The organism is Chryseobacterium sp. B21-037, from assembly GCF_028570785.1.
In the GTDB taxonomy this organism is placed as follows: domain Bacteria; phylum Bacteroidota; class Bacteroidia; order Flavobacteriales; family Weeksellaceae; genus Chryseobacterium; species Chryseobacterium proteolyticum.
Genome location: NZ_JALGCB010000001.1, coordinates 3,292,076 through 3,318,195 on the forward strand (window position 1 = coordinate 3,292,076; position 26,120 = coordinate 3,318,195).

The 26,120-nt window shown below is 38.2% G+C and carries 19 protein-coding genes and 2 riboswitches; of the genes, 7 read left to right on the forward strand and 12 right to left on the reverse strand.

The features are described 5' to 3' along the window. Positions 1 to 162: 162 nt before the first annotated feature. From MTQ00_RS14605 to MTQ00_RS14615, 3 genes are all read left to right on the forward strand, one after another. Positions 163 to 2,943: a bifunctional aconitate hydratase 2/2-methylisocitrate dehydratase gene (locus MTQ00_RS14605; RefSeq protein WP_172281214.1), complete on the forward strand. Its 2,781-nt coding sequence runs from the start codon at positions 163 to 165 to the stop codon at positions 2,941 to 2,943. Between the two features lie 317 nt (positions 2,944 to 3,260). Next, entirely contained in the window at positions 3,261 to 5,528 is a 2,268-nt protein-coding gene (locus MTQ00_RS14610; protein ID WP_273649986.1) for an aconitate hydratase, read from the forward strand. Positions 5,529 to 5,678: 150 nt separating this feature from the next. Beyond that, complete coding sequence (locus tag MTQ00_RS14615) at positions 5,679 to 6,512, forward strand: DUF5694 domain-containing protein (RefSeq protein WP_273649988.1); 834 nt, start codon at positions 5,679 to 5,681, stop codon at positions 6,510 to 6,512. Positions 6,513 to 6,587: 75 nt separating this feature from the next. On the opposite strand, the gene MTQ00_RS14620 is transcribed toward MTQ00_RS14615, so the two are convergent. After that, positions 6,588 to 9,344 carry a TonB-dependent receptor plug domain-containing protein gene (locus MTQ00_RS14620; protein WP_273649990.1) on the reverse strand — a complete coding sequence of 919 codons (2,757 nt, stop codon included), beginning with the start codon at positions 9,342 to 9,344 and terminating at the stop codon, positions 6,588 to 6,590. Positions 9,345 to 9,649: 305 nt separating this feature from the next. Further along, positions 9,650 to 9,748, reverse strand: a riboswitch (SAM-I-IV-variant riboswitch). Between the two features lie 200 nt (positions 9,749 to 9,948). On the opposite strand from MTQ00_RS14620, the gene MTQ00_RS14625 reads away from it, so the two are divergent. Beyond that, positions 9,949 to 12,171: an outer membrane beta-barrel family protein gene (locus tag MTQ00_RS14625; protein ID WP_273649992.1), complete on the forward strand. Its 2,223-nt coding sequence runs from the start codon at positions 9,949 to 9,951 to the stop codon at positions 12,169 to 12,171. 99 nt (positions 12,172 to 12,270) lie between these two features. On the opposite strand, the gene MTQ00_RS14630 is transcribed toward MTQ00_RS14625, so the two are convergent. The 11 genes from MTQ00_RS14630 to MTQ00_RS14680 form a co-directional block, all read right to left on the reverse strand. Beyond that, positions 12,271 to 12,981 (reverse strand): HesA/MoeB/ThiF family protein, encoded by a 711-nt coding sequence (locus MTQ00_RS14630; protein WP_273649994.1) that lies wholly within the window; start codon positions 12,979 to 12,981, stop codon positions 12,271 to 12,273. 10 nt (positions 12,982 to 12,991) lie between these two features. Beyond that, entirely contained in the window at positions 12,992 to 14,110 is a 1,119-nt protein-coding gene (gene thiH / locus MTQ00_RS14635; protein WP_172281225.1) for a 2-iminoacetate synthase ThiH, read from the reverse strand. A gap of 11 nt (positions 14,111 to 14,121) precedes the next feature. Further along, positions 14,122 to 14,895, reverse strand: a complete 774-nt coding sequence (locus MTQ00_RS14640; protein ID WP_273649997.1) for a thiazole synthase — start codon at positions 14,893 to 14,895, stop codon at positions 14,122 to 14,124. Then, the gene (locus tag MTQ00_RS14645; RefSeq protein ID WP_273649999.1) at positions 14,892 to 15,512 is read right to left on the reverse strand and encodes a thiamine phosphate synthase; all 621 of its coding nucleotides are present in this window, start codon (positions 15,510 to 15,512) and stop codon (positions 14,892 to 14,894) included. Before MTQ00_RS14645 ends, MTQ00_RS14640 begins: the two co-directional genes overlap by 4 nt. 3 nt (positions 15,513 to 15,515) lie before the next feature. Further along, on the reverse strand, positions 15,516 to 16,121 hold the full coding sequence (locus tag MTQ00_RS14650) for a thiamine phosphate synthase (protein WP_273650001.1): 606 nt from the start codon (positions 16,119 to 16,121) through the stop codon (positions 15,516 to 15,518). Further along, entirely contained in the window at positions 16,118 to 17,929 is a 1,812-nt protein-coding gene (thiC, locus tag MTQ00_RS14655) for a phosphomethylpyrimidine synthase ThiC (protein ID WP_273650003.1), read from the reverse strand. The genes MTQ00_RS14650 and thiC overlap by 4 nt, the downstream gene beginning before the upstream one ends. 24 nt (positions 17,930 to 17,953) lie before the next feature. Then, on the reverse strand, positions 17,954 to 18,160 hold the full coding sequence (thiS, locus tag MTQ00_RS14660; RefSeq protein ID WP_172281231.1) for a sulfur carrier protein ThiS: 207 nt from the start codon (positions 18,158 to 18,160) through the stop codon (positions 17,954 to 17,956). 64 nt (positions 18,161 to 18,224) lie between these two features. Beyond that, positions 18,225 to 18,322: riboswitch (TPP riboswitch) on the reverse strand. Between the two features lie 125 nt (positions 18,323 to 18,447). Then, positions 18,448 to 19,125: an RluA family pseudouridine synthase gene (locus MTQ00_RS14665; protein ID WP_273650005.1), complete on the reverse strand. Its 678-nt coding sequence runs from the start codon at positions 19,123 to 19,125 to the stop codon at positions 18,448 to 18,450. A gap of 7 nt (positions 19,126 to 19,132) precedes the next feature. Then, positions 19,133 to 19,456, reverse strand: a complete 324-nt coding sequence (locus MTQ00_RS14670; RefSeq protein ID WP_273650008.1) for a hypothetical protein — start codon at positions 19,454 to 19,456, stop codon at positions 19,133 to 19,135. Continuing rightward, on the reverse strand, positions 19,456 to 20,271 hold the full coding sequence (gene panB, locus MTQ00_RS14675) for a 3-methyl-2-oxobutanoate hydroxymethyltransferase (protein ID WP_172281236.1): 816 nt from the start codon (positions 20,269 to 20,271) through the stop codon (positions 19,456 to 19,458). The genes MTQ00_RS14670 and panB overlap by 1 nt, the downstream gene beginning before the upstream one ends. A 62-nt stretch (positions 20,272 to 20,333) precedes the next feature. Further along, positions 20,334 to 21,047, reverse strand: a complete 714-nt coding sequence (locus tag MTQ00_RS14680; RefSeq protein WP_172281238.1) for a Crp/Fnr family transcriptional regulator — start codon at positions 21,045 to 21,047, stop codon at positions 20,334 to 20,336. Between the two features lie 90 nt (positions 21,048 to 21,137). On the opposite strand from MTQ00_RS14680, the gene MTQ00_RS14685 reads away from it, so the two are divergent. The 3 genes from MTQ00_RS14685 to ccoN all read left to right on the forward strand — a co-directional run bounded on the left by MTQ00_RS14685 (position 21,138) and on the right by ccoN (position 26,114). After that, positions 21,138 to 23,513: a heavy metal translocating P-type ATPase gene (locus tag MTQ00_RS14685; RefSeq protein WP_273650011.1), complete on the forward strand. Its 2,376-nt coding sequence runs from the start codon at positions 21,138 to 21,140 to the stop codon at positions 23,511 to 23,513. A 109-nt stretch (positions 23,514 to 23,622) separates the two neighbouring features. Then, on the forward strand, positions 23,623 to 23,847 hold the full coding sequence (gene ccoS, locus MTQ00_RS14690; RefSeq protein ID WP_172281242.1) for a cbb3-type cytochrome oxidase assembly protein CcoS: 225 nt from the start codon (positions 23,623 to 23,625) through the stop codon (positions 23,845 to 23,847). A 5-nt stretch (positions 23,848 to 23,852) separates the two neighbouring features. Next, complete coding sequence (gene ccoN / locus MTQ00_RS14695; RefSeq protein WP_172281244.1) at positions 23,853 to 26,114, forward strand: cytochrome-c oxidase, cbb3-type subunit I; 2,262 nt, start codon at positions 23,853 to 23,855, stop codon at positions 26,112 to 26,114. The last annotated feature ends 6 nt before the right edge of the window (positions 26,115 to 26,120 follow it).

Sequence of the window (26,120 nt, forward strand, 5' to 3'; positions counted from 1 at the left end):
CTTTCATTTTATAAAAGCAATGTAGATTGTACTTATTTTAACTGGTCCGTGTTACATATCAAAATGCAAAGCTCAAAAACGGCATATTATGGTTTAATTCTGACTGGTAAGGAAAAGTGGCGTTATCAATCTACCTTTAATTAATATCGAAAAGACTTCTATATGAATAATTATAAGGATTACATCAAAGAGATTGAGGAAAGAAAAAACCAGGGGCTTCATCCAAAGCCGATTGATGGTGCAGAATTGCTAAGCGAAATCATCGCACAAATTAAAGACCCGGCTAATGCAGACCGAGCAGATTCTCTTAAGTTTTTCATCTACAATACCCTTCCGGGAACGACCAGTGCAGCAGGTGTTAAAGCAAAATTTTTAAAAGAAATCATTCTGGGCGAATCTGTGGTAGAGGAGATATCACCTGCATTTGCTTTTGAGCTTCTATCTCACATGAAAGGTGGTCCTTCGATTGAAGTACTCCTTGATCTTGCTTTAGGAAATGATATTTCTATCGCAAAAGAAGCAGCAAACGTTCTTAAAACACAGGTTTTCCTATATGACGCAGATACCAACCGTCTGAAAGAAGCATTCAATAATGGTAATGAAATCGCACAGGAAATTGTTGAAAGCTATGCAAAAGCTGAGTTTTTCACAAAATTACCAGAGATTGCTGACGAAATCAAGATTGTTACTTATATTGCCGGTGAAGGTGACATCTCAACAGACTTACTTTCTCCGGGTAACCAGGCTCACTCCAGATCTGACCGTGAGCTTCATGGTAAGTGTATGATCACGCCTCAGGCACAGGAAGAAATCAAAGCTCTGCAGGCACAGCATCCTGACAAAAGCGTAATGCTTATTGCAGAAAAAGGTACTATGGGTGTAGGTTCTTCAAGAATGTCCGGAGTAAATAATGTGGCTTTATGGACAGGTAAGCAGGCAAGTCCATATGTACCGTTTGTAAATATTGCCCCGATCGTTGGAGGTACAAATGGTATTTCTCCCATATTCCTTACAACCGTAGATGTTACAGGAGGTATAGGTATCGACCTTAAAAACTGGGTGAAAAAACTGGATGAAAATGGCAATCCTCTTCGTAATGAAAATGGTGAGCCAATCCTTGAGGAAGCCTATTCTGTAGCTACAGGAACTGTACTTACAATCAACATTAAAGAGAAAAAATTATATAAAGGTGATCAGGAGCTTATTGATATTTCGAAGGCTCTCACACCTCAGAAAATGGAGTTTATTAAAGCCGGAGGCTCATATGCCATTGTTTTTGGTAAAAAACTTCAAACATTCGCTGCACAACTTTTAGGAATAGAAACTCCTCTTGTTTTTGCTCCTTCAAAAGAAATTTCCCATGAAGGGCAAGGCCTTACGGCAGTAGAAAAAATATTCAACAGAAATGCTGTTGGAACAACACCAGGTAAAGTATTACATGCAGGTTCTGATGTTCGTGTACAGGTAAATATCGTTGGATCACAAGATACAACAGGTCTTATGACTTCTCAGGAACTTGAGTCGATGGCGGCTACAGTGATCTCTCCGGTAGTAGATGGTGCATATCAATCAGGATGTCATACCGCTTCAGTATGGGATAAAAAAGCTCAGGCAAACATTCCTAAACTTATGAAGTTCATGAACGAGTTCGGATTGATTACAGCCCGTGATCCTAAAGGTGAATATCATGCAATGACCGATGTAATTCATAAAGTTCTTAATGATATCACGGTAGACGAATGGGCAATTATCATCGGTGGTGATTCTCACACGAGAATGTCTAAAGGTGTTGCTTTCGGGGCTGACTCTGGAACAGTAGCCCTTGCCTTAGCCACAGGTGAAGCATCTATGCCGATTCCTGAATCTGTAAAAGTTACCTTTAAAGGAAACATGAAAGAACACATGGATTTCCGTGATGTGGTTCATGCAACACAAGCTCAGATGCTGAAACAATTCGGTGGAGAAAATGTGTTCCAGGGTAGAATTATTGAAGTCCACATCGGAACTCTTCCTGCTGATCAAGCATTTACCTTTACAGACTGGACTGCTGAAATGAAAGCAAAAGCATCCATCAACATTTCTGAAGACAATACCCTGATCGAATCATTGGAAATCGCAAAAAGCAGAATCCAGATTATGATCGATAAAGGAATGGATAATAAAAATCAGGTTCTTCAGGGATTGATCAATAAAGCAAACAAAAGAATTGCAGAGATCAGATCCGGGGAAAAACCGGCTTTAACTCCTGATGCGAATGCTAAATATTACGCTGAAGTTGTTGTAGATCTTGATGTTATTGTAGAGCCGATGATCGCTGACCCTGACGTAAACAATGAAGACGTTTCCAAAAGATATACACATGATACCATCAGAGCTCTTTCTTATTACGGAGGAGAGAAAAAGGTAGATCTTGGATTTGTAGGATCATGTATGGTTCATAAAGGAGATTTAAAAATTGTTTCCCAAATGCTAAGAAACCTTGAAAAACAGCAAGGTAAAGTAGAATTTAATGCTCCTCTTGTAGTAGCTGCTCCCACTTATAACATAATTGATGAACTTAAAGCTGAAGGGGATTGGGAACTACTGGAAAAATATTCTGCCTTCGAATTTGATGATAATGCTCCTAAGGGAGAAGCCCGTGTAGAATATAAAAACGTAATGTACCTTGAACGTCCGGGATGTAACCTTTGCATGGGTAATCAGGAAAAAGCAGCTAAAGGAGATACTGTACTGGCAACTTCTACCCGTCTTTTTCAGGGAAGAGTAGTTGAAGATTCAGAACGTAAAAAAGGAGAATCTCTGCTTGCATCAACACCTGTTGTCGTTCTATCTTCTATCATTGGAAGAATTCCTAATATAGATGAATATAAAGCAGCAGTTGAAGGTATTGACCTTACTAAATTTGCTCCACCTATTAAAGAACTTGTTCAGGTTGGTCATTAAGAGCTTGAAATAATAAGTCGAAAGACTCTTTTATATAATAATTTAAGAAAGGTTTCAATCTATTGGATTGAAACCTTTCTTTTTTATTTAGAATCTTTCCATTTAAGAGTGAATAGAATTATTTTAACCTAGGTCAACAGCTCAAAATTTATTTTTTCCTTAACTTGATAGGTATTAAAAATAGTAATGATTCATCTTATTTATGCCATTTTTGGAAGGTAGGAATAGTATTTGATGATTTGCAATCGAAGAATTTCCGCTTCTTATTTTTAAATTAAATCCGGAAAAAAAATTGAAAAAGAAAAATTAAAATAGATATGACTTTCGACATTGATATGATCAAAAAGGTGTACGAGCGTTACCCTGAAAGAATTGCTGCGGCAAGACAAATCGTTGGAAAACCTCTTACACTTTCTGAAAAAATCTTATACACCCACCTTTGGGAAGGAAATGCAACTACAGCACATGAAAGAGGAAGCTCTTACGTAGATTTTGCTCCAGATAGAGTAGCTATGCAGGATGCAACAGCACAAATGGCACTTTTACAGTTCATGCAAGCCGGCAAAGCCAAAGTTGCCGTTCCCTCTACTGCCCATGCGGATCACCTGATCCAGGCCAGAGTAGGTGCAGAAGCAGATTTACAGGAAGGTATTAATAAAAACTCTGAAGTTTTCAACTTTTTGAGTTCTGTTTGTGATAAATATGGAATCGGTTTCTGGAAACCTGGAGCCGGTATTATCCACCAGGTAGTACTGGAAAATTACGCCTTCCCTGGCGGTATGATGATTGGTACTGATTCGCATACGGTAAATGCAGGAGGACTTGGGATGGTAGCCATCGGAGTAGGTGGTGCTGATGCTGTAGACGTAATGGCAGGAATGGCATGGGAGCTTAAAATGCCTAAGTTAATCGGTGTAAAATTAACCGGTAAAATGAGTGGCTGGACTTCTGCAAAAGATGTGATCTTAAAAGTAGCAGGAATTCTTACTGTAAAAGGAGGAACCGGATGCATCGTGGAATATTTCGGAGAAGGAGCAGAATCTCTTTCTGCAACAGGTAAAGGAACCATCTGTAATATGGGAGCTGAAATTGGAGCTACCACTTCTACTTTCGGGTATGATGACTCCATGAGAAGATATCTGGCTGCTACAGGAAGACAGGATGTTGTGGATGCTGCTGATAAAATTGCTGAACACCTTACTGGTGACGCCGAAGTATATGCAAATCCTGAACAATATTTTGATCAGGTAATTGAAATCAATCTTTCTGAGCTGGCTCCGCACTTAAACGGACCATTTACTCCAGATTTAGCAACTCCTGTTTCTGAGTTCAGAGCAAAGGCAGAAGCTAACGGATGGCCTTTAGAGGTTGAATGGGCACTGATCGGTTCTTGTACCAATTCGTCTTATGAGGATTTGTCAAGAGCTGCTTCTATTGTTGAAGATGCTGTAGCAAAAGGAGTAAAACCTAAAGCTATTTTGGGTATCAATCCGGGATCTGAGCAGGTGAAATTCACTGCAGAAAGAGACGGTTTCTTAAATTCATTCAGAAAATTTGAAAACGCAAGAATCTTTACAAATGCCTGTGGACCTTGTATAGGGCAATGGGACAGAGAGGGAGCTGATAAAGGAGAGAAAAACTCTATTATTCACTCTTTCAACAGGAACTTTGCAAAAAGAGCGGACGGTAACCCGAATACGCATGCTTTCGTAGCTTCACCGGAAATGGTAGCTGCTGTAGCAATTTCAGGAAGACTGGACTTTAATCCTATTACCGATACGCTTACTGCAGAAAATGGAGATCAGGTTAAACTAGACGAACCGAAAGGATCTGAGCTACCGGCAAAAGGGTTTGCTGTAGATGACAATGGGTATCAGGCTCCATCTGAAGATGGTTCTTCAGTGGTAGTAAAAGTAAGCCCTACATCAGACAGACTTCAGTTATTAGAAGAATTCCCTGCATGGGATGGTAAAAATATTACAGGAGCTAAAGTTTTAATCAAGGCTTTTGGAAAATGTACAACCGACCACATTTCTATGGCTGGACCATGGTTAAAATATAGAGGACACCTTGATAATATTTCCAATAACATGTTAATCGGAGCAGTAAATGCTTATAATATGGAAACAAACCATGTTAAAAACGAATTAACGGGTGAATACGGGGAAGTTCCGGCTGTTCAAAGAGCTTATAAAGCGGCAGGTATTCCTACCATCGTTGTGGGTGACCAGAATTATGGTGAAGGATCATCAAGAGAACACGCAGCAATGGAGCCGAGACATCTTGGTGTAAAAGCAGTATTGGTAAAATCATTTGCAAGAATCCACGAAACCAACCTTAAAAAACAAGGGATGCTGGGATTAACTTTCGCTAATGAGGCAGATTATGATAAAATCCAGGAAGACGACACTGTTAACTTCTTAGATTTAGATCAGTTTGCTCCCGGAAAACAATTAACACTGGAATTTGTACATGCTGACGGAACCAAGGATATTATTATGGCTAACCACACCTATAATGATCAACAAATCGACTGGTTCAAAGCTGGTTCAGCATTGAATCTTATTAAACAGCAAGAGGCATAAATTTATTTATGCCCCGATAATAAAAAAACATCCCGGTCGGGATGTTTTTTTATTATCTATATGTATACTTTATATGATAACCTTCAATTTTTATAGGAATATGTAATAAATCTATATAATAAGTTGTTTTAATAATAGTAATAAAATATCATGAAAACACTTCTTTACACTCTTCTATTATTTTCCTGCTTTGTTCAGGCCCAAAAAAAACCATCAGATTTCTTCCCTTCCCCCAAAACAAAAGTATTAGTAGTTGGTTCATTCCATTTTGATTATCCTAATCTGGATGCCCACAAAATCAAAAAACAGGACCAGATCGATGTACTATCTCCTAAAACATCCAAAGAGGTTATCGATCTGGTAAATTATATTAAGAAGTTCAGGCCAACAAAGATTGCTATTGAAGCTTCACCCGAATGGAACGCCAATCAAAAACTCAAAGAGTATAATGAAGGAAAACACCATGATAAAAGAGACGAACGATACCAGCTTGCCATGAGAATTGCCAATGAACTGAAGATCAATGAACTATTCAGTGTAGACGCCTCTTCCGTATTAGAAGACCTTATGGAAAAGTTTGGAAAGACTGACTCACTGTATTTTAAGAAACTTACAGAGGGATATGATTATAAAAGTGACGACCCTATTTCTCAAAACTTTACTGATTTCTATAATCATTCAGAAGCAAAAAACTTTAGCTCACTTATGAACACCTTCCAATATCTTAACAGCAAAGAATATCACGAATATGGATATGGCGCTTATCTGAGTGGAGATTTTAAATTAAGGGATTATGACGGAGCTGATGTACTTGCCATGAACTGGTATAGCAGGAATCTGAGAATATTCCGTAATATACAGAATATTCCGCATCAGAGTGACGACAGAATTCTAGTAATCATAGGAAACGGACATGCAGCAGTCCTCAGACAACTTTTAACCTGCTCTGCAGAATATGAATTCACAGAATTTTCTTCTTTATAAATATAAAGGCAGAGATTTAAGTTGAAATCTCTGCCTTTATTTATATGGCTTTATGCTTCAAAGCTTCCAGAGCATTTAAAACTTAAATTCTACCCTTGCAAACAGAAATCGCCCTCCAATACCGTATTGGGAAACCTGTCTGGAGTATACAAACTGATTATCTGCTGTCAGGGAATTGATTAGTGGATTTTTAGAAGGCATCACATTGAATATATTGTTACTTCCAATGGTTGCAGATATATTTTTACTGAAGTCATAGCCTACTGAAAGATCTGTTACAAAACGATTATTCAATACAAAGTGTTCCTGTTTTCCTACTACACCATCAAAATTAGCATCCAATACATCAGCGTCGGTTACTTTTCCAAAGAAAGAATTCCTCAATAAAATATTAAATCCGGAAACTCTAAGATTATTGGATAGAGTTGCTTTTACACGGGGTACAGCTTCTTCAAAGTAAATCCTGTTAGGCTCAGAAAAGTAACTGTCTATCTGGCTAACTAATTTTGGGGAGGCATGAATATTTCCTATTCTTCTGGTCTGATTCAGATTGAGCCCAAAGTTATTTTCCAGGTTAATTCCTGAACCTAAATTGGATGTCTGGGAAATGGTAAGATCAAGCCCTTTGGTTTGGGAATCCACAGCATTCGCAAAAAAGTTGGCGGCACTAGCTCTTGCAAGGTCAAAAGCATTCTGCAGAATCGCCTGATCCGATCCTTCAGGAAAATCTACACCTCTAGTACCTTTAGGCCTGAAAAACAAATCAGTGAGCACTACTCTATCTTTAATTTTAATATAATAAACATCTGCTGTAACCACAAGATTCAAATTTGGAGCTTTCCAAGTAAGTCCTGTACTGTACGACTGGGAGGTTTCCTGTTTCAGTTTTGGAATCCCAAGCGCCTGTGCAGCCTCGGAATTATTCCTAAAAGTTCCTACCTGGGTAGTATTGCCCTGTTGAATTAAGGTTGATGTTGAGCTATAATAGATCTGGGCTAATGAAGGGGCTCTAAAACCTGTAGAAACAGCACCTCTCCAATTAAAATTATCAGCCAACTTCACATTAGTCGCTAGTTTATAATTAAAGGTAGATCCAAAGTCTGAATAGTTTTCATAGCGCAAAGCACCTTCTACCAGCCACCAATCCGTTGGTTCCAGCTCCACATCTACATATCCGGCCACACTATTTCTATTTCCGGAAACAGCATTATCCGGACTAAATCCCGGAAATACCTGGGAACCGGCAGGTCTTGTTACGCCAAAAAAATCAGTCACAAGCTCATTTTTTGGAGTATTTACGGTCACTACATTTCCATAAATATCATAAGAGGCATAAGAATTCTCGTTACCGGCATTCACCTTATAATTTTCATAACGGTATTCCCCTCCAAATGCAATGTTCAGCCCATGCAATACATCATACTTTTTGGAAAAGTCAAGGTTTAGGGTGTTTTGCAAAAACTCAAGTCCACCTGCATCAAATCTTCTTGGAGAGTTGTTGACCAATGAAGAATTAAAAGTATTAACAACTCCAAACTTGAAAGTATTCTTTCCAAAAGTGTTACTGAGATCTATATTCCAGTCATTCCATTTTCCTTTGATCCCAGCTGCATATGAATAATCATTAATGGTAGACTCAATCTGTGGCAGATATCCGTTGGGTGTTATAAAATTGATATTTCTCTCGGTATTAGGCAAACGGAAAAAACCTCCGGCATTCCCCAGCCTGTAGCTATATCCTCCAAAAGAATACACCTTCCAGTCATCATTAATCGGAATTTCCGAATTATAATATACCTGGGCTGATTGTAGTTTCGACTGTCCTGCCCTGATACTGAAGTCTTTCCGTTGAAGTCCTCTATATGCAAGTTCATCATTGGTAACATCCCCTCCTAATAAACCCTGTAAAGTTGAAATGTTATTGGCGTTTGCAATTTTATTCTGTAAATCAGATGAAAAATAATTTACTTTTGTTGCATATTGTTTAATCGTATTGATAATTTGCTGGCTATTGGAAGTATTATTTATATTCTTATAAAGCCCGTCTATATCTATCCCATCTTGAGCAGCCCTGTAGTTAATAGCATTATAGGCATTGTATATATCGCCATTCCTCACACCAGCTCGGGAATAAGGATCCCGGTATTGTGTTGATGTGGTAATATTGAAGAAACCCTGTTTTCCAAGTTTGAATCCATAATTCAGGTCTAAAGAGATGGTTTCTCCATCCAGTCCACCGGAAAAATTGTTGGTAACCGGTGAAGCATATCCTCCCAAAAATAACTGACCGGATAACCCCAATCTTTTTTTAAGACCTAAATTGACAACTCCTGCAATAGCATCAGATCCGTATTGTGCAGAAGCACCATCCCGAAGCACTTCAATTTTATCCAAAGCAAAAGCAGGAATCGCATTAAGATCTGTTCCCACCGAACCCCTACCTGGTGTAAGGGTTACATTGATGAGTGAAGACTGATGCCTTCTTTTCCCATTAAGTAAAACTAAAACCTGATCGGGACCTAAACCCCTCAATTGTGCAGGATCCACAAAATCCGTCCCGTCATTTACAGTATGCGATGTGGAGGAAAAAGAAGGGACAATATAGTTTAGAGCCTGGCTTATATTATTAACCGGGCTTTGTTTCAATATTTTTGAAATGTTAATAACGTCTACTGGAACCGGAGTATCTGTTAATGATCTACCTGATCCTCTTGAACCGAGAAGAACAACCTCATCGATTTTTTTTGATTTTAGAGTATCAGACTGGGCGAAGTAAAACGTCGAAATTAAAGTGGCCGAAGCAATGATACTTCTATTTTTAAAATGGCGCATGTGTTTTATTTTTAAATTTTTGTTATAATTTTTTTGTTTGCTTAAAATTTTAAGCAAAAAGTATCCTGTAACCTTGAAAACACAAGGCTAAAAGAAAAATGATAAACGGTTTTATTAGTTAATAGAAACCAGAGGCTAAGAACAACAACACATACACATCACGAAATGCCATGAGTGATCACCAGCATACAGAAGCTTTGCTTCGATATCTGCCGGGCAAAAAGTCAAATTCATTGTGCTGTAATTTTCCCTGTTCTTAAACATTGATTTTAAATTTTAAACAAAAATTGTAAGATGGGAATGAATAGAAAAACATTTTTTCCGGAGCTTGCCGGCTTATCTATTTCAGCACCTTGCTTGTTTTGCAGGTTGCTATCCCATCTATGAGATTCTTGATAATTGTGAGGCACAAGATATAACTATTTTACAAATAAAAAAATAATTTGTAAAATTTTTAAATTAATCGCAAAACCAAGCCGTATGATGATGCAATATGATTATATTCTATTGTGAGGTATTTCATGGAATAAAACAACCCTCTAAAAACTTTCCTTGTAACATTTTTTTATTTTAAACGTCTAACTGAGTAGTAGTAAAAACCATTATGAAAAAAATTGTACTCGTTTTATTTTCCTTAAGCATTATTGTCACAAAGGCTCAGGAAAAAACCAACAACCAGGTCAAGGAAAAGCAGATCGAAGGGGTTGTAATTACCAAAACTAAAAAAGCCGTTGAACAAAAAGCAGACCGGACTATTTTTGATTTTTCAGAACAGCCCCAGCTGAACAACGGAAATGTTTTAGAGGGTATCAAAAAACTTCCGGGTCTGGTGTCTACTGATATTGCCGGTATGATGTATCAGGGAAAGATCCTTGATGTTTATCTTAACGGACGCCCTTTAAACATTACTTCCAATGAACTCAATTCATTTTTGGAAGGGATGCCTGCCAATTCTGTAGACCGAATTGAAGTGATCACTCAACCTGGCGCTGAATTCCCGGCAACTTCCGGGGGTGCAATTATGAATATCATTACGAACAAAAATGCCAATAAATATCTTACGGCAACTTATTCAGGAAATTATTCATTTACCAACTACGGTAAGTTGAGAAGCAGAACCAGCAACTCTTTAAATTTAAACGCCCGTAATAAATATTTCGGATGGCAGCTGAACATCGGACAGAACTATCGGGAAAGTATGCTGAATTCGAATCAAAATGATTTATTATTAAGCAATACGGATAGAATCGGCCGTGGTTATTTCGCGAAATCGGGCTTAACATTTGATCTGGGACAGGACAGATTATTATTAAATTACGATATCTATCATAATAAAAACAGCAATTACACAGATAGTAACGGTTTTGCTGACCTACCGTACATTCCTGTTAAAGACAGTATCAGGGAAGGATATTTTCATGCATTTGATGCCGCTTACACGAATAATTTGAGACAGGAAGCGGTAATAACCTATCAGAAACGCTTTAGTGATAAATCTCAAAAACTGGATTTCCAGTTCGGATATACCAAATCAACGAGTAAATTTGATCAGAATAATATTTTCAGAGATATCAGTTACATCAATCCTAACGAAAACTTTCCAAGGTTTTCGGATGGCCTTTTACTGAACAATGAATCTGACATGAGAATTGCTAATTTTAAAGTGGATTATTCGCAACCAATCAAGATCCTTGATGGAGGAAAGGTAAGTTTCGGTGGATTATATGAAAAACAAAACTTCGATACCCAAAGCAGAGGTTTGACCAATCTGGACTATCAACGACAGACCGCTTCCACCTATCTTGAGTTCCAGGCTAAATTGAAAAAATTCGATTTCACATTAGGATCAAGGGCTGAAAATTATGACATCTCTGGAATTACAAGGGTGATTGACAGTACCGGTGCAATAGTTCAGAAAAATCTGATCCCTTTTAATAAGTTTAAATTATTTCCAAATGCAAGCGTTCAGTACAGCTTTATGAATCAGGTTTCTGTTTCAGCAAACTATAACAAGAAGATCAGTCTGCCAAGTATTTCTGCACTTAATCCCAATAACACTACATTTCAGGGACCGAATACCCAGGTTACCGGAAATCCGAATCTGCAGCCTACGATCTTTGACAATTATGAAGTAAAACTTTCTGCCTTTGATTATGCATTCATCGGATATAGTGTAAGCTCAGCTAAAAATCAGGTTGCACAGATCATCAGAAAAAATGGAAAAAACCTGTTTAATGAGCAGATAAACATTTCCAGCATGAGGATCCACAATTTCAATGTAGGGCTTCCTGTCCCTTTCATGATTTTTAGTAAGCCCATGAGCGAAATCATGAAGTTTGATTTTAATCCAGACAAAATCAATTTTATGTATCTGTATGCCGGATATCAGAAACATGATATTGATAATTTAAACAACAAAGGATTCTGGATTTTCAATGTGATGACCCAACTTATTCTGCCTAAACAGATTAAGCTAACAGCAAACTACAGCTACCTGACGCCAAAAGCAGGTTATTTCTACTTCACAGCAGAAAAACCATTCAGCAATTCACTGGATATTACACTGACTAAAAAGTTTTTGGATAACCGTCTTACTGTTTCTGTTTTTGCTAATGATATTTTTAACGGACAGGTAATGCAGGTCCGTTCTAATCCGCCATCCGGAGAAGCGGTTACTTTGAGAACAAAATATGACACAAGAAATTTCGGACTTTCCATTAATTACAAGATCCCAACCAAAAACAAACTGGCTAAAGAGGATCCGAATATCTTAAACAGCAGCAAGAAAGAGGATAACGGAGGGGTAATGCAGCAGGATAGTAAATAATCAGGTTATAGTCTTTTAATACTACATCAACATATCAATTATCATAAAATCGGGCAGTAAGAATATTCTTATTGCCCGATTTATTTAAAAACAATATAATTAAAAATCGATGGTGCGAAATCTCCAGTCCAGAGTATCGACCAAAGTCAGCTGATTGGTATTCACAGGAAGATCTGTAATTATTTTCAGGCTCAGATGTGCCATCATACTTCCTATTATTCCGGGTAATGATCCCAGAACACCTAAACTATCACAATCCGGGGTATCTTCATCCACCGGTGGTTCAGGAAAAAGATCCCTCAGGTTTTTACTCTCTCTGTAATTAAATACTGCCACCTGACCGGAAAAGCCCAGAATACTTCCATAAACCACCGGCTTTTTTAGTCTCACACAAGCATCATTAATTAAATACCGTGTAGAAAAGTTATCTGATCCGTCTACAATCAGGTCATATCTGGAAATTATCCTTTCAACATTTGAAAGATCTATCTTTTCATCAATGGGAATAATAGTAATATGCCTGTTAAGTGCTTCAACAAATTGTACTGCGCTGGACACTTTGGATATCCCTACACTTTTTTCATTATGAATAATCTGCCTGTTCAGATTATGAAGCTCTACTTTATCAAAGTCTGCGATCCCTAAAATGCCAACTCCTGCCGCTGCCAAATATTGAATAACAGGACTCCCCAATCCACCAGCCCCCACAACAAGCACTTTCGCATTAAGTATTTTTCGTTGCCCTGAAGTACCAATCTCATCAATAAAAATTTGACGGCTGTATCTGGAAAACATTTCTTCGCTATTCATGATCATTCTATTAAAAACCACTGTACACAGAATCCCAATCTTTCATAACAGGATCATATCCCGCATTCCTGATCACATTTTTTATATCCTGCATGCTTCTTTCATCACTGGTTTCAAATTGTTCCAACGATTGAGGATCTACAGCATAGCCTCCCGGATTAGTCTTAGATCCGGCACTCATGGAAGTGGCTCCAAGAGATACAATATGATTTCTGAAATTTTCATTCTCCCTGGTAGAAATGGAAATTTCAAGATCTTCATTCCATATCCGGTAAGCACAAATGAGTTGCAAAAGCTCTTTATCTTCCATAATGAAGTTGGGTTCTATGATTCCCTCAGCGGGCCGTAATCTCGGAAATGATACGGAAAATTTACTTTTCCAATATTGCTTTTGCAGGTAATCAATGTGGGCTGCATTGAAGAAGCTATCGACTCTCCAATCTTCCAATCCTAATAAAACACCTAACCCCATTTTATGGATCCCTGCTCTTCCTATTCGGTCAGGTGTTTCCAGACGAAAATTAAAATTTGATTTTTTACCTTTCGGATGATACTGCTTATACACTTCCTGATGATAAGTCTCCTGATACACAAGGATTGAATGAACTCCTTCCTGATGGAGTAATCGGTATTCATCTTCTGACAATGGCTGTACTTCGATAGAAATGTTGGCAAAATGGGATTTTAATAACCGAACAGCATTCAGAAAGTAGGCAATTCCTACGGTCTTATTCGCTTCACCGCTTACCAGCAATATATGATTTACTCCCATCGCCTTCAGAACCGTTGCTTCTATCATAATCTCAGTATCGGAAAGTGTTTTTCTTTTCAGTTTATTGTCTAAGCTAAAACCACAATAGGTACAAATGTTCTGACATTCGTTACTAAGGTATAAAGGTGCATACAGCTGGATTACTTTGCCAAAACGTTTTTGGGTAATCGCTCTCGCCATGCCAGCCATCACTTCTAATTTCGGTGCCGCAGCCATTGAAATAAGATTAAGGAAATCATCTAATGTTTTCTGCTTCTTCTGAAGGCTGTATTCTACATCGGATAAAGTGACATTTTCCAGTTTTTGTTTAATATCATTCCACTCATAGGATGTGAAAACCTCCTCAAAATTTTTCATTCTAATACGATTTATTCAAATAAAAATGAAGTCAAGGGGCTTGATGCCTCAGCATGGGAACTAATCGAGCCCAGTCCGGCTTCATAAGCTCTTCTTCCTGCAATAACCCCTTCCTTAAATGCAATTGCCATACTGATCGGATCCTTTGCCACGGCTATAGCAGTATTCACCAATACGGCATCAGCACCAATTTCCATGGCCTTTGCCGCATCAGATGGGGCTCCTATTCCTGCATCAACTACCACAGGAACTTTGCTCTGGCTAATGATAATTTCCAGGAAATCCAACGTCCGAAGACCTTTGTTCGTTCCGATAGGAGCTCCCAATGGCATAACCACTGCTGTCCCTGCGTCTTCTAACCGTTTGCATAAAACGGGATCAGCATGAATGTAGGGCATTACAATAAACCCAAGCTTCGCAAGTTCTTCCGTTGCATATAATGTTTCTATAGGATCCGGCAGTAAATATTTAGGGTCCGGATGTATTTCCAGTTTCACCCAGTTTGTTTCTAACGCTTCTCTGGCCAATTGCGCAGCTAGTACCGCTTCTTTGGCAGTACGGGCTCCGGAGGTGTTAGGCAGAAGATGGGTATTGGTGGGCTGCAGTGCCGTGAGAATACCATCATCCTCAGATTGAGCATCAATTCTTTTCAGTGCCATTGTCACCATATTGCTTTCTGATGCAATAATGGATTGCGTCATTTCTGCCAGATTTCCGAATTTACCCGTTCCCAGAAATAGCCTTGATTCGAAACTTCTTCCTGCAATTGTTAGTATATGATTCATTTGAAAGATTTTATAAATTCATTAACGACAGACGGCCTGCCTGTAATTTGTCCGGAGACAGCAACTCCATGGATTCCAATTTCCTGTAATAATTCTACATCTTCAAGACGTACACCTCCAATTGCATAGATTGCAGGAATTTTAACCGATCTTTTTTCTAAATCCCGGATCAGTTGCTGATACCCTTTAAAGCCCAGTACCGGACTTAATTTCTCCTTTGTCGGTGTATACCGCAATGGCCCCAAACCGATATAATCACAAGATTCATCAATTCTTTGCAGGACGTCCTCTAATGTATTAGCTGTTCCCCCGACTATTTTTTCAGGACCCAGAATTTGTCTTGCCTGAGTGATTGTATCATCATCTAATCCTAAATGGACACCATCAGCATCTACGAGTTCTGCCAAATGTATGTGATCGTTAATAATACATATTGCCCCGTATTCGGTACATTGTAATTTTGATTTTTCACACAATTCAAAAAGCTCTTTCCCAGGCGCGTTTTTCCAACGAACCTGCACCCACTTTACACCGGCGTCCAGAGCCCTGTAAATATTCAATTCCTGTTCTTCTTTTGTATTTCCCTGGGAAATATATTGTAATTTTTCTTTGACCAATTTCTACCTGTTTTGATAATTATATTCCAACATTCTATTCCTGCACTGATTAAATGCCTTTACAGGTTGCTCATTCATCCAGATCCCTCCCAGCAAGGCAAGACCTTCTGCTCCCGATCTCAGTGCTATCTCCATGTTTTCCTCATAGATTCCTCCTAAAGCAATAAGTTTCACATCATGATTATTCCGAAGTCCTATCCTCTCCAAAACCTTAGAATGTTCTCCATATCCCGGTTTTGAAATGCTTGAGAAAAATGGACTGAAAAAAGCATATTCCCAATTGGGCTCAAGAGCATTAAAACAAATGATATCATGTACCGATGTAGAGATTACCGAACCTTTTGCACGCCATGAATGCAATCCATTAATACGGTCCTCTTCTCTGAAGTGTATTCTTGAAATGCCATATTCTGCTGCCAGGTCAAAATAACCGTGCATTACCAATCGATGACGGAATGATGCATCGATCTGATCCAAGAAAACGATCATTTCTACCTCAGTGATAAAAGGTTTCCTGATATGAAATAATTCCAGCCCATCCTGAAACATCTTATTGACACATTCTGCTTCATTGATTAAAATGTTTTCAGGACTTATGACAATGATCATAAATAAATTTCCTTTCCGTTCTCGATAAACTCCTGTGATTTTATCATCATCCCCATTTCAGCGGATTCCCGTATTTCCTGAGTAATTTTCATGGAACAGAATTTAGGACCACACATGGAACAAAAATGCGCAATCTTTGCTCCCTCTGCCGGTAATGTTTCATCATGATATGCTTTTGCCGTTTCAGGGTCCAGGGAAAGATTAAACTGATCTTCCCATCTGAATTCAAACCTTGCTTTACTCAGAGCATTATCTCTGTACTGAGCACCTGGATGTCCTTTTGCCAAATCCGCAGCATGTGCTGCCAGCTTGTAGGTAATAACCCCGTCTTTCACATCTTTTTTATTGGGTAGTCCTAGATGTTCTTTAGGGGTAACGTAACAAAGCATTGCACATCCAAACCATCCGATCATGGCAGCTCCGATTCCTGAAGTTATATGATCATAGCCCGGTGCAATATCTGTTGTTAACGGCCCTAACGTATAGAAAGGTGCTTCGTGGCACTCTTCCAGCTGCTTATCCATATTTTCTTTGATCATATGCATCGGAACATGACCGGGACCTTCAATCATTACCTGTACATTGTGTTTCCAAGCAATCTTCGTAAGCTCTCCTAAAGTCTCCAGCTCTGCAAATTGTGCAGCGTCATTAGCATCTGCAATAGATCCCGGACGAAGTCCGTCACCTAAAGAAAAAGCTACATCATATTTTTTCATGATTTCACAAATCTCTTCAAAATGCGTGTACAAGAAGTTTTCTTTGTGATGATAAAGACACCATTTAGCCATAATAGAACCTCCGCGCGAAACAATTCCCGTTACTCTATTAACGGTAAGGTGAATATATCTGAGCAGCACTCCTGCATGAATGGTAAAATACGAAACGCCTTGCTCAGCCTGCTCGATCAGGGTATCTCTAAATACTTCCCAGGTAAGATCTTCAGGAACTCCTTTCACTTTTTCAAGTGCCTGATAAATAGGAACAGTTCCGATAGGTACAGGACTATTTCTGATGATCCATTCCCGTGTTTCGTGAATATTTTTTCCTGTGGAAAGATCCATAATAGTATCCGCACCCCATCTGCATGCCCACACTGCTTTTTCGACCTCTTCATCGATACTGGAAGAAACAGCACTGTTACCAATATTGGCATTTATCTTTACTAAAAAATTCCGCCCTATAATCATCGGTTCACTTTCTGGGTGGTTGATGTTATTAGGAATGATTGCCCTTCCGGCAGCAATCTCTTCTCTTACAAATTCAGGAGTAATCTTATTTTTAGGAGTTCTTGCCCCGAAATTGTTCCCGGCATGCTGGGAAGACATTTCTTTGGAAACAAAATCAAGCTGTTCTATTCTTTGGTTTTCACGGATGGCAATGTACTCCATTTCAGGAGTAATGATCCCCTGTTTTGCATAGTATAACTGGGTTACTTCCTTTCCTTCCAGAGCGACTTTTGGCTTATGGTTATAAGAAAAACGTAATTCATCCAGTTTCGGATCTGCCAAACGGGCTTTCCCATATTCGGACGATATTCCGTCGAGAATTTTTACATCTCCCCTTTCCAGTATCCATTGCTCTCTTATTCTTGGAAGTCCTTTCTGGATATCGATCTGCGAATTTTCATCCGTATAAGGTCCTGACGTATCATAAACCGTGACAGGAGGATTATTCTCCAATGTTCCATTGCTGAGCTTTGTAGGGCTCAATAGGATTTCGCGCATAGCAACCTTAATAGGATGAATGCTTCCTTCAACATAAATTTTCTTTGAGTTCGGAAATGGCGAACGCGTAATTGAATGTGCCATAAAATTATTGGGGTTTTACGAAGATTAGCCGCCCTGTGTTGCGGTAATAATTAAAATTGAATCCTGGTCCTGAAGTACAGTATTCTGCCAGGAGGAAATGGGAATAATACGATTGTTTAAGGCAACAGCGATTCCTTTTTTGCGGCCGGGTGCCTCCAGAGCCATCAAAGCCTCCAGGTTTTCCGGTGGAATATCGAAAGTTTTCCGTGTGTGATTGATTATAAGTTCCATTCCAAGATTTTTGTTATAAATCACTTTAGGAATGGCTATAATTGTACAATAGAAATGTACAGCAAAAAGTCATCTCACTTTTCCCTACGCTGGTATGATCCAGATCAGGTTCAAAGGGTAAAGTCTCAGTCTGCTTGTGAACAGACACCCCTAAAGTATGGGACGAAGTTAGTTATTTTTTCAAAACAGGCAAAATGATTTCATTAAAAACAAAAAGACCATCTGCTTTTAGAGGGTCTTTTGTATGTTTAATAGTATAATGTTAAGATTAACTTTTATATTCAGACTTATTCTTCGCATGCTCTCCATATGGCATCATTTTGCGGAACAGGAGCTACAATTCTGATCTCTTCTTTGGTCACGGGATGGATGAATGTAAGCATCCGTGCATGAAGATTGATTCCTCCATCCGGATTGGACCGGGGTGCTCCATATTTCAAATCACCTTTTATTGGAACTCCAATCTTGGAAAGTTGAGCCCGGATCTGATGATGTCTTCCTGTTTCCAGATCAATTTCAAGAAGCATATAATTGTCCAGGGTTTTAATAACATTATAAGTTAAAATTGCCTCTTTCGCTCCATCTGTTGCCTTTGGAAAAACAATGGCTTTATTATTTTTCTCATTTTTCTTTAAATAATGAACCAGCCTCTGGTGATGCGGAATCATTTCTTTAGCAACAACAGCCCAGTATGTTTTTTTAATTTCCCTGTTTTTAACCATCTGGGTAAGACGGGAAAGGGCTTTTGAGGTTTTGGCATAAATAACCAAACCTGATGTCGGACGATCTATACGATGAACCAAACCGAGAAAAACATTTCCCGGTTTAGCATCTCTTTTCTTTATAAAGTTCTTTATTGATTCTAATAACGATTCATCACCGGTCTTGTCACCCTGTACAAGCTGACCGACTTTTTTATTTACAACCAGGAGATGGTTGTCTTCATAAGCAATCTGCTCCTCCATTTTACATTTAATTAATCTGTCGTCTGTTCGACAAAGAAAGAATAATCCCTGCAAGAAGCCCAAGTGTTTTCATTGCAGCCAGCCTTGATTCCAATGGAAGAAAAGCGCCAACAATACAAAGACCTGCGGCAGCATACATTGGATATACAAAATTTCTGTTAGACAGAAAAGGAGCTTGAATGGCAAAACTTATTCCTATGACGATGTAAAATACCCTTTTCGAGAGAATATCATTAGTTTCCGGTGAAAAGAAATTGAACCATCCTACGGCAAGGCAGATCAATGCGATAACGGAAATAACTCCTTGTATAGTCTGTTGATTATCTCTCATTAATAGCTTTCTTTTTCATTAGGAAAGGTAACCTCTTTTACATCTTTTACATATTGTGCAACCGCCCCTGTGATTTCACTGTAAAGATCAAGATATCTTCTCAAAAATTTTGGACTGAACCCCTGGTTCATTCCTACCATATCATGATAAACCAAAACCTGTCCGTCACAGTCAGGGCCTGCTCCGATTCCGATTGTCGGAATCGAGATACTTTCAGATACTTTTTTAGCCAAATCTGCCGGAATTTTTTCTAAAACAACAGAAAAGCACCCTAATTCTTCTAAAAGCTGCGCATCACTGATCAGTTTCTCAGCTTCTGCTTCGTCCTTCGCTCTTACTTTGTAAGTTCCGAATTTATAAATAGACTGAGGGGTTAATCCTAAATGCCCCATCACAGGAATTCCTGCATTAACAATTTTCTTGATTGATTTTGAAATCTCTTTACCGCCTTCAATTTTCACAGCATGGGCACCGCCCTCTTTCATCATTCTCACGGCAGACTCTAATGCTTTTTCAGGATTACTCTGATAAGTTCCAAAAGGAAGGTCAGCAATAACGAGAGCTCTGTCTACTCCACGTACAACGCTTTGAGCATGATAGATCATCTGATCAAGAGTAATAGGCAGCGTAGTTTCAAAACCTGCCATTACATTGGCTGCAGAATCTCCTATCAAAACAGCATCTACTCCTCCTGCATCTACCATCTTTGCTGTAGTGAAATCATAGGCTGTAAGCATTGTTATTTTTTCCTTGTCGAACTTCATTTTACGCAAGGTTTCAGTCGTAACTTTTTTTATTTCAGAATGAACAGACATAATGTATCTATATTTTAAAAGTTAAAAAGTCGGCTTCCGCCGACTTAAATTTTTTTTATGATTTATAAAACTACGTGACCTAGTTTCATTAGTTTGTCGTGGTTGAGGATCTTGATGTTTCTTCCGTCCACTTCTATCAGATCATCCTGTTTGAATTCGGAAATCAGACGGATAGCACTCTCGGTAGCTGTACCGATGATATTGGCAATTTCTTCTCTTGTTAAAGAAATTTTGATAAACCCTTCCGGATCTACTCCTAATTTCTGTTCCAGAAGCAATAAAATTTCAGCCAATCGCTCTCTTACGGTTTTTTGAGCAAGGAAAGTAATCGTGTTTGAAGATTCTCCTAATTCATAAGCTATTTTCTGAAGCATTACGAAAGACAATTGAGAATCCACCTCTAAAAGATACATAAATACATCTGCAGGTAGAAAAGTACACTCAATATCAGTCATTGCTTCAGCTTTAGCCTGAAAATTTTCTCCGCAAAGTAAAGAACGGTAGCCAATAATATCACCTTCTTTGATAAACCTTAAGATCTGATCTTTTCCAAAGGCTCCGGATTTAGAAAGTTTAGCAGCACCATTTTCTAAAAAATATACTCCCTTTGGAGTTTCTCCATCTTCGAAAATAGTATCGTGTTTCTGAAATTTTAATTTCTTTTTTGTGCTAATGTATTTTTCAAAATCTGCGCTTGAAAGTCTTTCCTTAAAAGATTTATCATTAAAAACTCTGGCGAACCTCTCTTCAATTGCAATCTGTTGTTCCTGCGACATTTTAATATGACATTTATCACAAAAATAGAACATTTTAACTCGATAAACAAAAAAATTTGTTATAATTTTGTACCTCAATAATTTATGAAGGTGAGCGAGAACTGTTTCCATTGTGGTCAAGGCATAGAAAAAGAACGAATTCTTTTTGATGAAAAAATTTTTTGTTGCAACGGTTGCAAGTCAGTTTACGAAATTCTGAATACCAACAATCTAAGTAATTTTTATGAACTGAATAAAAGAGCAGGAATTCGTCCGGACGAAAATTCCTCTCAGTTCGATTATTTGGACACCCCGGAAATTTTTGAAAAAGTCACCGATTTTTCAGAAGGCAATACAAGCCTTGTGACTTTTAAAATCCCTGTAATCCACTGCTCATCTTGCATCTGGCTTTTGGAAAGCCTTCATACCCTGAACGACGGCATTAAATATTCACAGGTCAATTTTACCAGAAAGACCCTACAGGTTTCTTTCAACCATAACGATCTAAAACTAAGCGAACTCGCTAAATTTTTAACCAACCTCGGATACAAACCGGTCATTAGCCTGGAAACGGCAGAGAAAAACGTGGATCATCTTGATAAGTCCCTTCTTGTTAAACTTGCCATTGCCGGTTTTGCGTTTGGGAATGGAATGTTCCTTGCTTTTCCTGAGTATATTGGAGGTGAAGATTATTGGATGCAGCACTACAAAGGACTTTTTAGAACATTAATGTTTCTGCTTGCCATTCCTGTAGTTTTCTATTCAGCTTCAGATTATTACAAATCGGCCTGGTATGGTTTAAAGAACAAGATCGTTAATATTGACGTTCCTATTGTTTTGGGTATTTTCGTTCTTTTCGGAAGAAGTATTTATGAGGTAGCAACAGACTACGGACCTGGCTATTTCGATACACTTTGCGGGCTATTATTCTTCATGCTGTTAGGAAAAACCTTCCAGAAAAGAACTTATAGCGCTCTTTCATATGACCGTGATTACAAATCTTTTTATCCAATTGCAGTTACCAAAGTCGATTTTGATGGAAAGCAGGACAATATCTTACTTTCAGAAGTTAAAGTAGGAGACCGGATTCTGGTTAGAAACCAGGAAATCATCCCCGTAGATGCTATTCTTATTAACGGGGAAGGAAATATCGATAACAGTTTCATCACTGGTGAAAGTGAAAGCATAAGTAAACAACCGGGAGATAAAATTTTTGCCGGTGGAAAACAGATAGGTTCTTCTCTTGAACTTGAAGTGATCAAAAATGTGGACCAAAGTTATCTTACTCAACTTTGGAATAAGGAAGCATTTAAGAAATACGAAACAGGACTTGACACTCTCACCAATAACATCAGCAAGTATTTCACATTTATCATCTTAGGCATAGCTTTGATTTCAGGAATTTACTGGTCATTCATTGATCTGGAAAAAATGTTCCAGGTGGTATCTGCCATATTGATCATTGCCTGTCCTTGCGCGCTGGCGCTTTCCGCTCCTTTTACTTTCGGGCACATTATGAGGATTTTAGGACGAAATAAATTCTATGTAAAGGATACCCTGACCATTGAGAAAATTGCAAAAATCGACACACTTGTATTTGATAAAACCGGAACCATTACCCACCGCAAAAAAACAAATATCAAGTATGAAGGTTCCACCATTTCAGAATTCGACTCACTGAATATCAAAACCTTATTAAAAAATTCAAATCACCCGCTTTCAAAATCTTTATACGAATTTATTGATATTAATGATGACTACTTCCCTGTTGATAATTTCGTTGAGACCTCCGGGAAAGGATATGAGGCTACTGTAAGAGGAGCTCATTATAAGATAGGATCTGCAAAATATAATAATCAGGAATCTAAAAATCTTGAAACGGCAGTCTACATCAGTAAAAACAATGAATTTCTAGGTAAATTCATATTCAAAAATGAATATAGAAGTCGCCTTAAAAACTTATTCAAAACGCTCAACCATTATAAAATCTTCATTTTAAGCGGAGATAATTCTTCTGAAGAAAATCAGTTAAAGGAAATTATCCCCAACTATCAGGCGATGGCATTTAATCAAAGCCCGGAGGATAAATTAAATTACATCAAGCAACTCCAGGATAAAAATTACAAAGTTGCCATGTTGGGAGATGGATTAAATGATGCAGGAGCATTGAAACAAAGCAATGTAGGAATAGCCATTGCAGATGACACCAATACCTTTACTCCTTCATCTGATGTCATCATGAATGGTGACAAAGTGGTTACCCTTGACAGGTACCTGAACGTTTGCAAAGGCTCAATTACTATTGTTAAAATGACATTCATAATAAGCTTTTTATACAATATAGTAGGCTTAAGTTACGCTGTCACAGGCCATATGCATCCGCTATTCGCAGCGATAATCATGCCAATAAGCTCAATCACTGTAGTTGCATTCACTACAATTTCAACCTGGATCTTAGGACGGAAATACTTTACCAAAGAGGCGTAGAAGCCCTTATTTAGACTGATTTTAAATTAGCAAGAATCGGTATTTCGTGATGAATGTCATTATTTTTCACTAAATTTGAACCCCGAAAATAGGTTAATTTTGTTGTCTGATGGATATTCTATATTTAATGATCCTATGCAGTGTTTCTTTAGCTGCAATTTTCTTGGTCGTTTTTATAGTTAACGCCCGAAAAGGACAGTTTGAGGATGATGAATCTCCTGCTGTACGAATTCTTTTTGACTCCGGTGAAATAAAGGAGAAAGAGAAAGATGGCAACAAAACAGACGAGAAAGAAAAAGGAGAAAATAATAAAATTGAAGAAAAAAGTGAATAGTTGATATGGAGACACAAAAGTTTAGTTATGACAACAGTATTGTTCGGGCATTTCTTTATGCGACCATAGTTTTTGGGCTTATAGGGTTTTTGTTCGGGCTTACAGCAGCCTTAATGCTTTTCTACCCTGAACTTCCTGAATTTTTATTTGGTACAGATGATACTACCATTCAGAGTTTGAAGAGTGGTAATATCCAAGGGCTAATTAATACTCATGGTGCATTTGGTTTTGGTAGAATCAGAATGTTGCACACCAACACGGTAATCTTTGCATTCGTTTGTAATATCGTTTATACCGGTATTTATTACTCATTACAGAGATTATTAAAAACAAGAATGTATAGCGATACATTATCTTGGTTACATTTCTGGACTTGGCAGTTTATGATTGTTGCTACGTTCATTACATTCTTTATGGGGATCAACACCTCTAAAGAATATGCTGAGCACGAATGGCCAATCGATATATTAATTGCTTTCTCATGGATCATTTTCGGTATCAACATGTTCTTAACTATTGCTAAGAGAAGGGTAAGACACCTTTATGTAGCTATCTGGTTCTACATTGGTACCTGGATCGCAGTAGCAATGCTTCACATCTTTAATAACTTAGAAGTTCCGTTATCTTTCACAGGATGGAAATCATATTCAGCATATGCAGGGGTAAAAGATGCTATCGTACAATGGTGGTATGGTCACAATGCAGTAGCATTCGTATTAACAACTCCGGTTTTAGGTTTGATGTATTACTTCTTGCCAAAAGCGGCAGACAGACCGGTTTTCTCATATAAACTGTCTATTATCCACTTCTGGTCATTAATTTTCGTATATATCTGGGCTGGTCCTCACCACCTTCAGTATACTGCACTTCCTGCATGGGCACAGGCAGTAGGAACAGGGTTCTCTATTATGCTTATCGCTCCATCATGGGGAGGAATGCTTAATGGTCTTCTTACCTTAAGAGGAGCATGGGATAAAGTAAGAGAAAATCCTATCCTTAAATTCTTCGTGGTGGCTGTTACATGTTATGGTATGGCAACTTTTGAAGGACCGCTTTTAGCAACTAAAAATATCAACAAGATCGGTCACTTTACTGACTGGGTAATCGGACACGTACATTTAGGTGCACTGGGATGGAATGGTTTCATGGCATTCGGTGTAATCTATTATCTTGTACCTATCTTGTGGAGAACAAAATTATGGTCTGTAAAACTAGCTAACTGGCATTTCTGGTTAGGGACTTTAGGAATTATTTTCTATGCAGTACCAATGTATATTTCAGGATTTACTCAAGGTTTGATGTGGAAACAGTTCAATCCAGACGGAACCCTATTGTGGAAAAACTGGTTGGATACTGTAACAGCTATTATCCCTTATTTTAAAATGAGATTCTTAGGAGGATTCTTCTACATTTCAGGAGCTATTTTAATGATCGTAAACGTTGTTGCAACGGTAAGAAAAGGATCATTCCAGAAAGAAGTTCCTGCAGAAGCTCCTGCTTTAGCAAACATCAGCAAAAACAGAAAAGAAGGAGAAGGAACTCACCTATGGTTAGAAAGAACTCCTGTATTATTAGGTATTTTATCTTTCATCACTATTTCTATCGGTAGTTCAGTTGAAATTATACCTACTTTATCACTTAAGAAAAGTGTACCTACCATTTCAGCAGTGAAGCCTTATTCTCCGTTGGAACTTGAAGGTAGAGATATTTATATCCGTGAAGGTTGTAACGCTTGTCACTCTCAGATGGTAAGACCATTCCGAGATGAGATCGTAAGATTTAACGGTAAAAACGGACAATATTCAAAAGCGGGTGAGTTTGTTTATGACAGACCATTCTTGTGGGGTTCAAAAAGAACGGGACCGGATTTACATAGAGAAGGAGGGAAAAACCCTAGTTCTTGGCACTATAAGCACATGTATAACCCAAGATCGACATCAGCGGGTTCTATCATGCCTCGTTACCCTTGGTTAATCGCTACGAACTTAGACAGATCTAAAATGGTTGATAAAATGTTACTGATGAAAAATACTTTTGACGTACCATATACAAAGCCTCAGATAGATTCTGCAAACAAGTGGGCAGATAACCAGGCAGCGAAGATTGTAAAAGATATTTTCTCTGAAGCAAATGACCTGAAAGAGGCTTATGCGAAGAGACCTAAAGGTGAACTAGAGAAAAAAGAGGTTGTAGCCCTTATCTCTTATCTTCAAAGATTAGGTACTGATATCAAAACAACAGAAATAAAAACAGCAAGTAATAACTAAAAAATA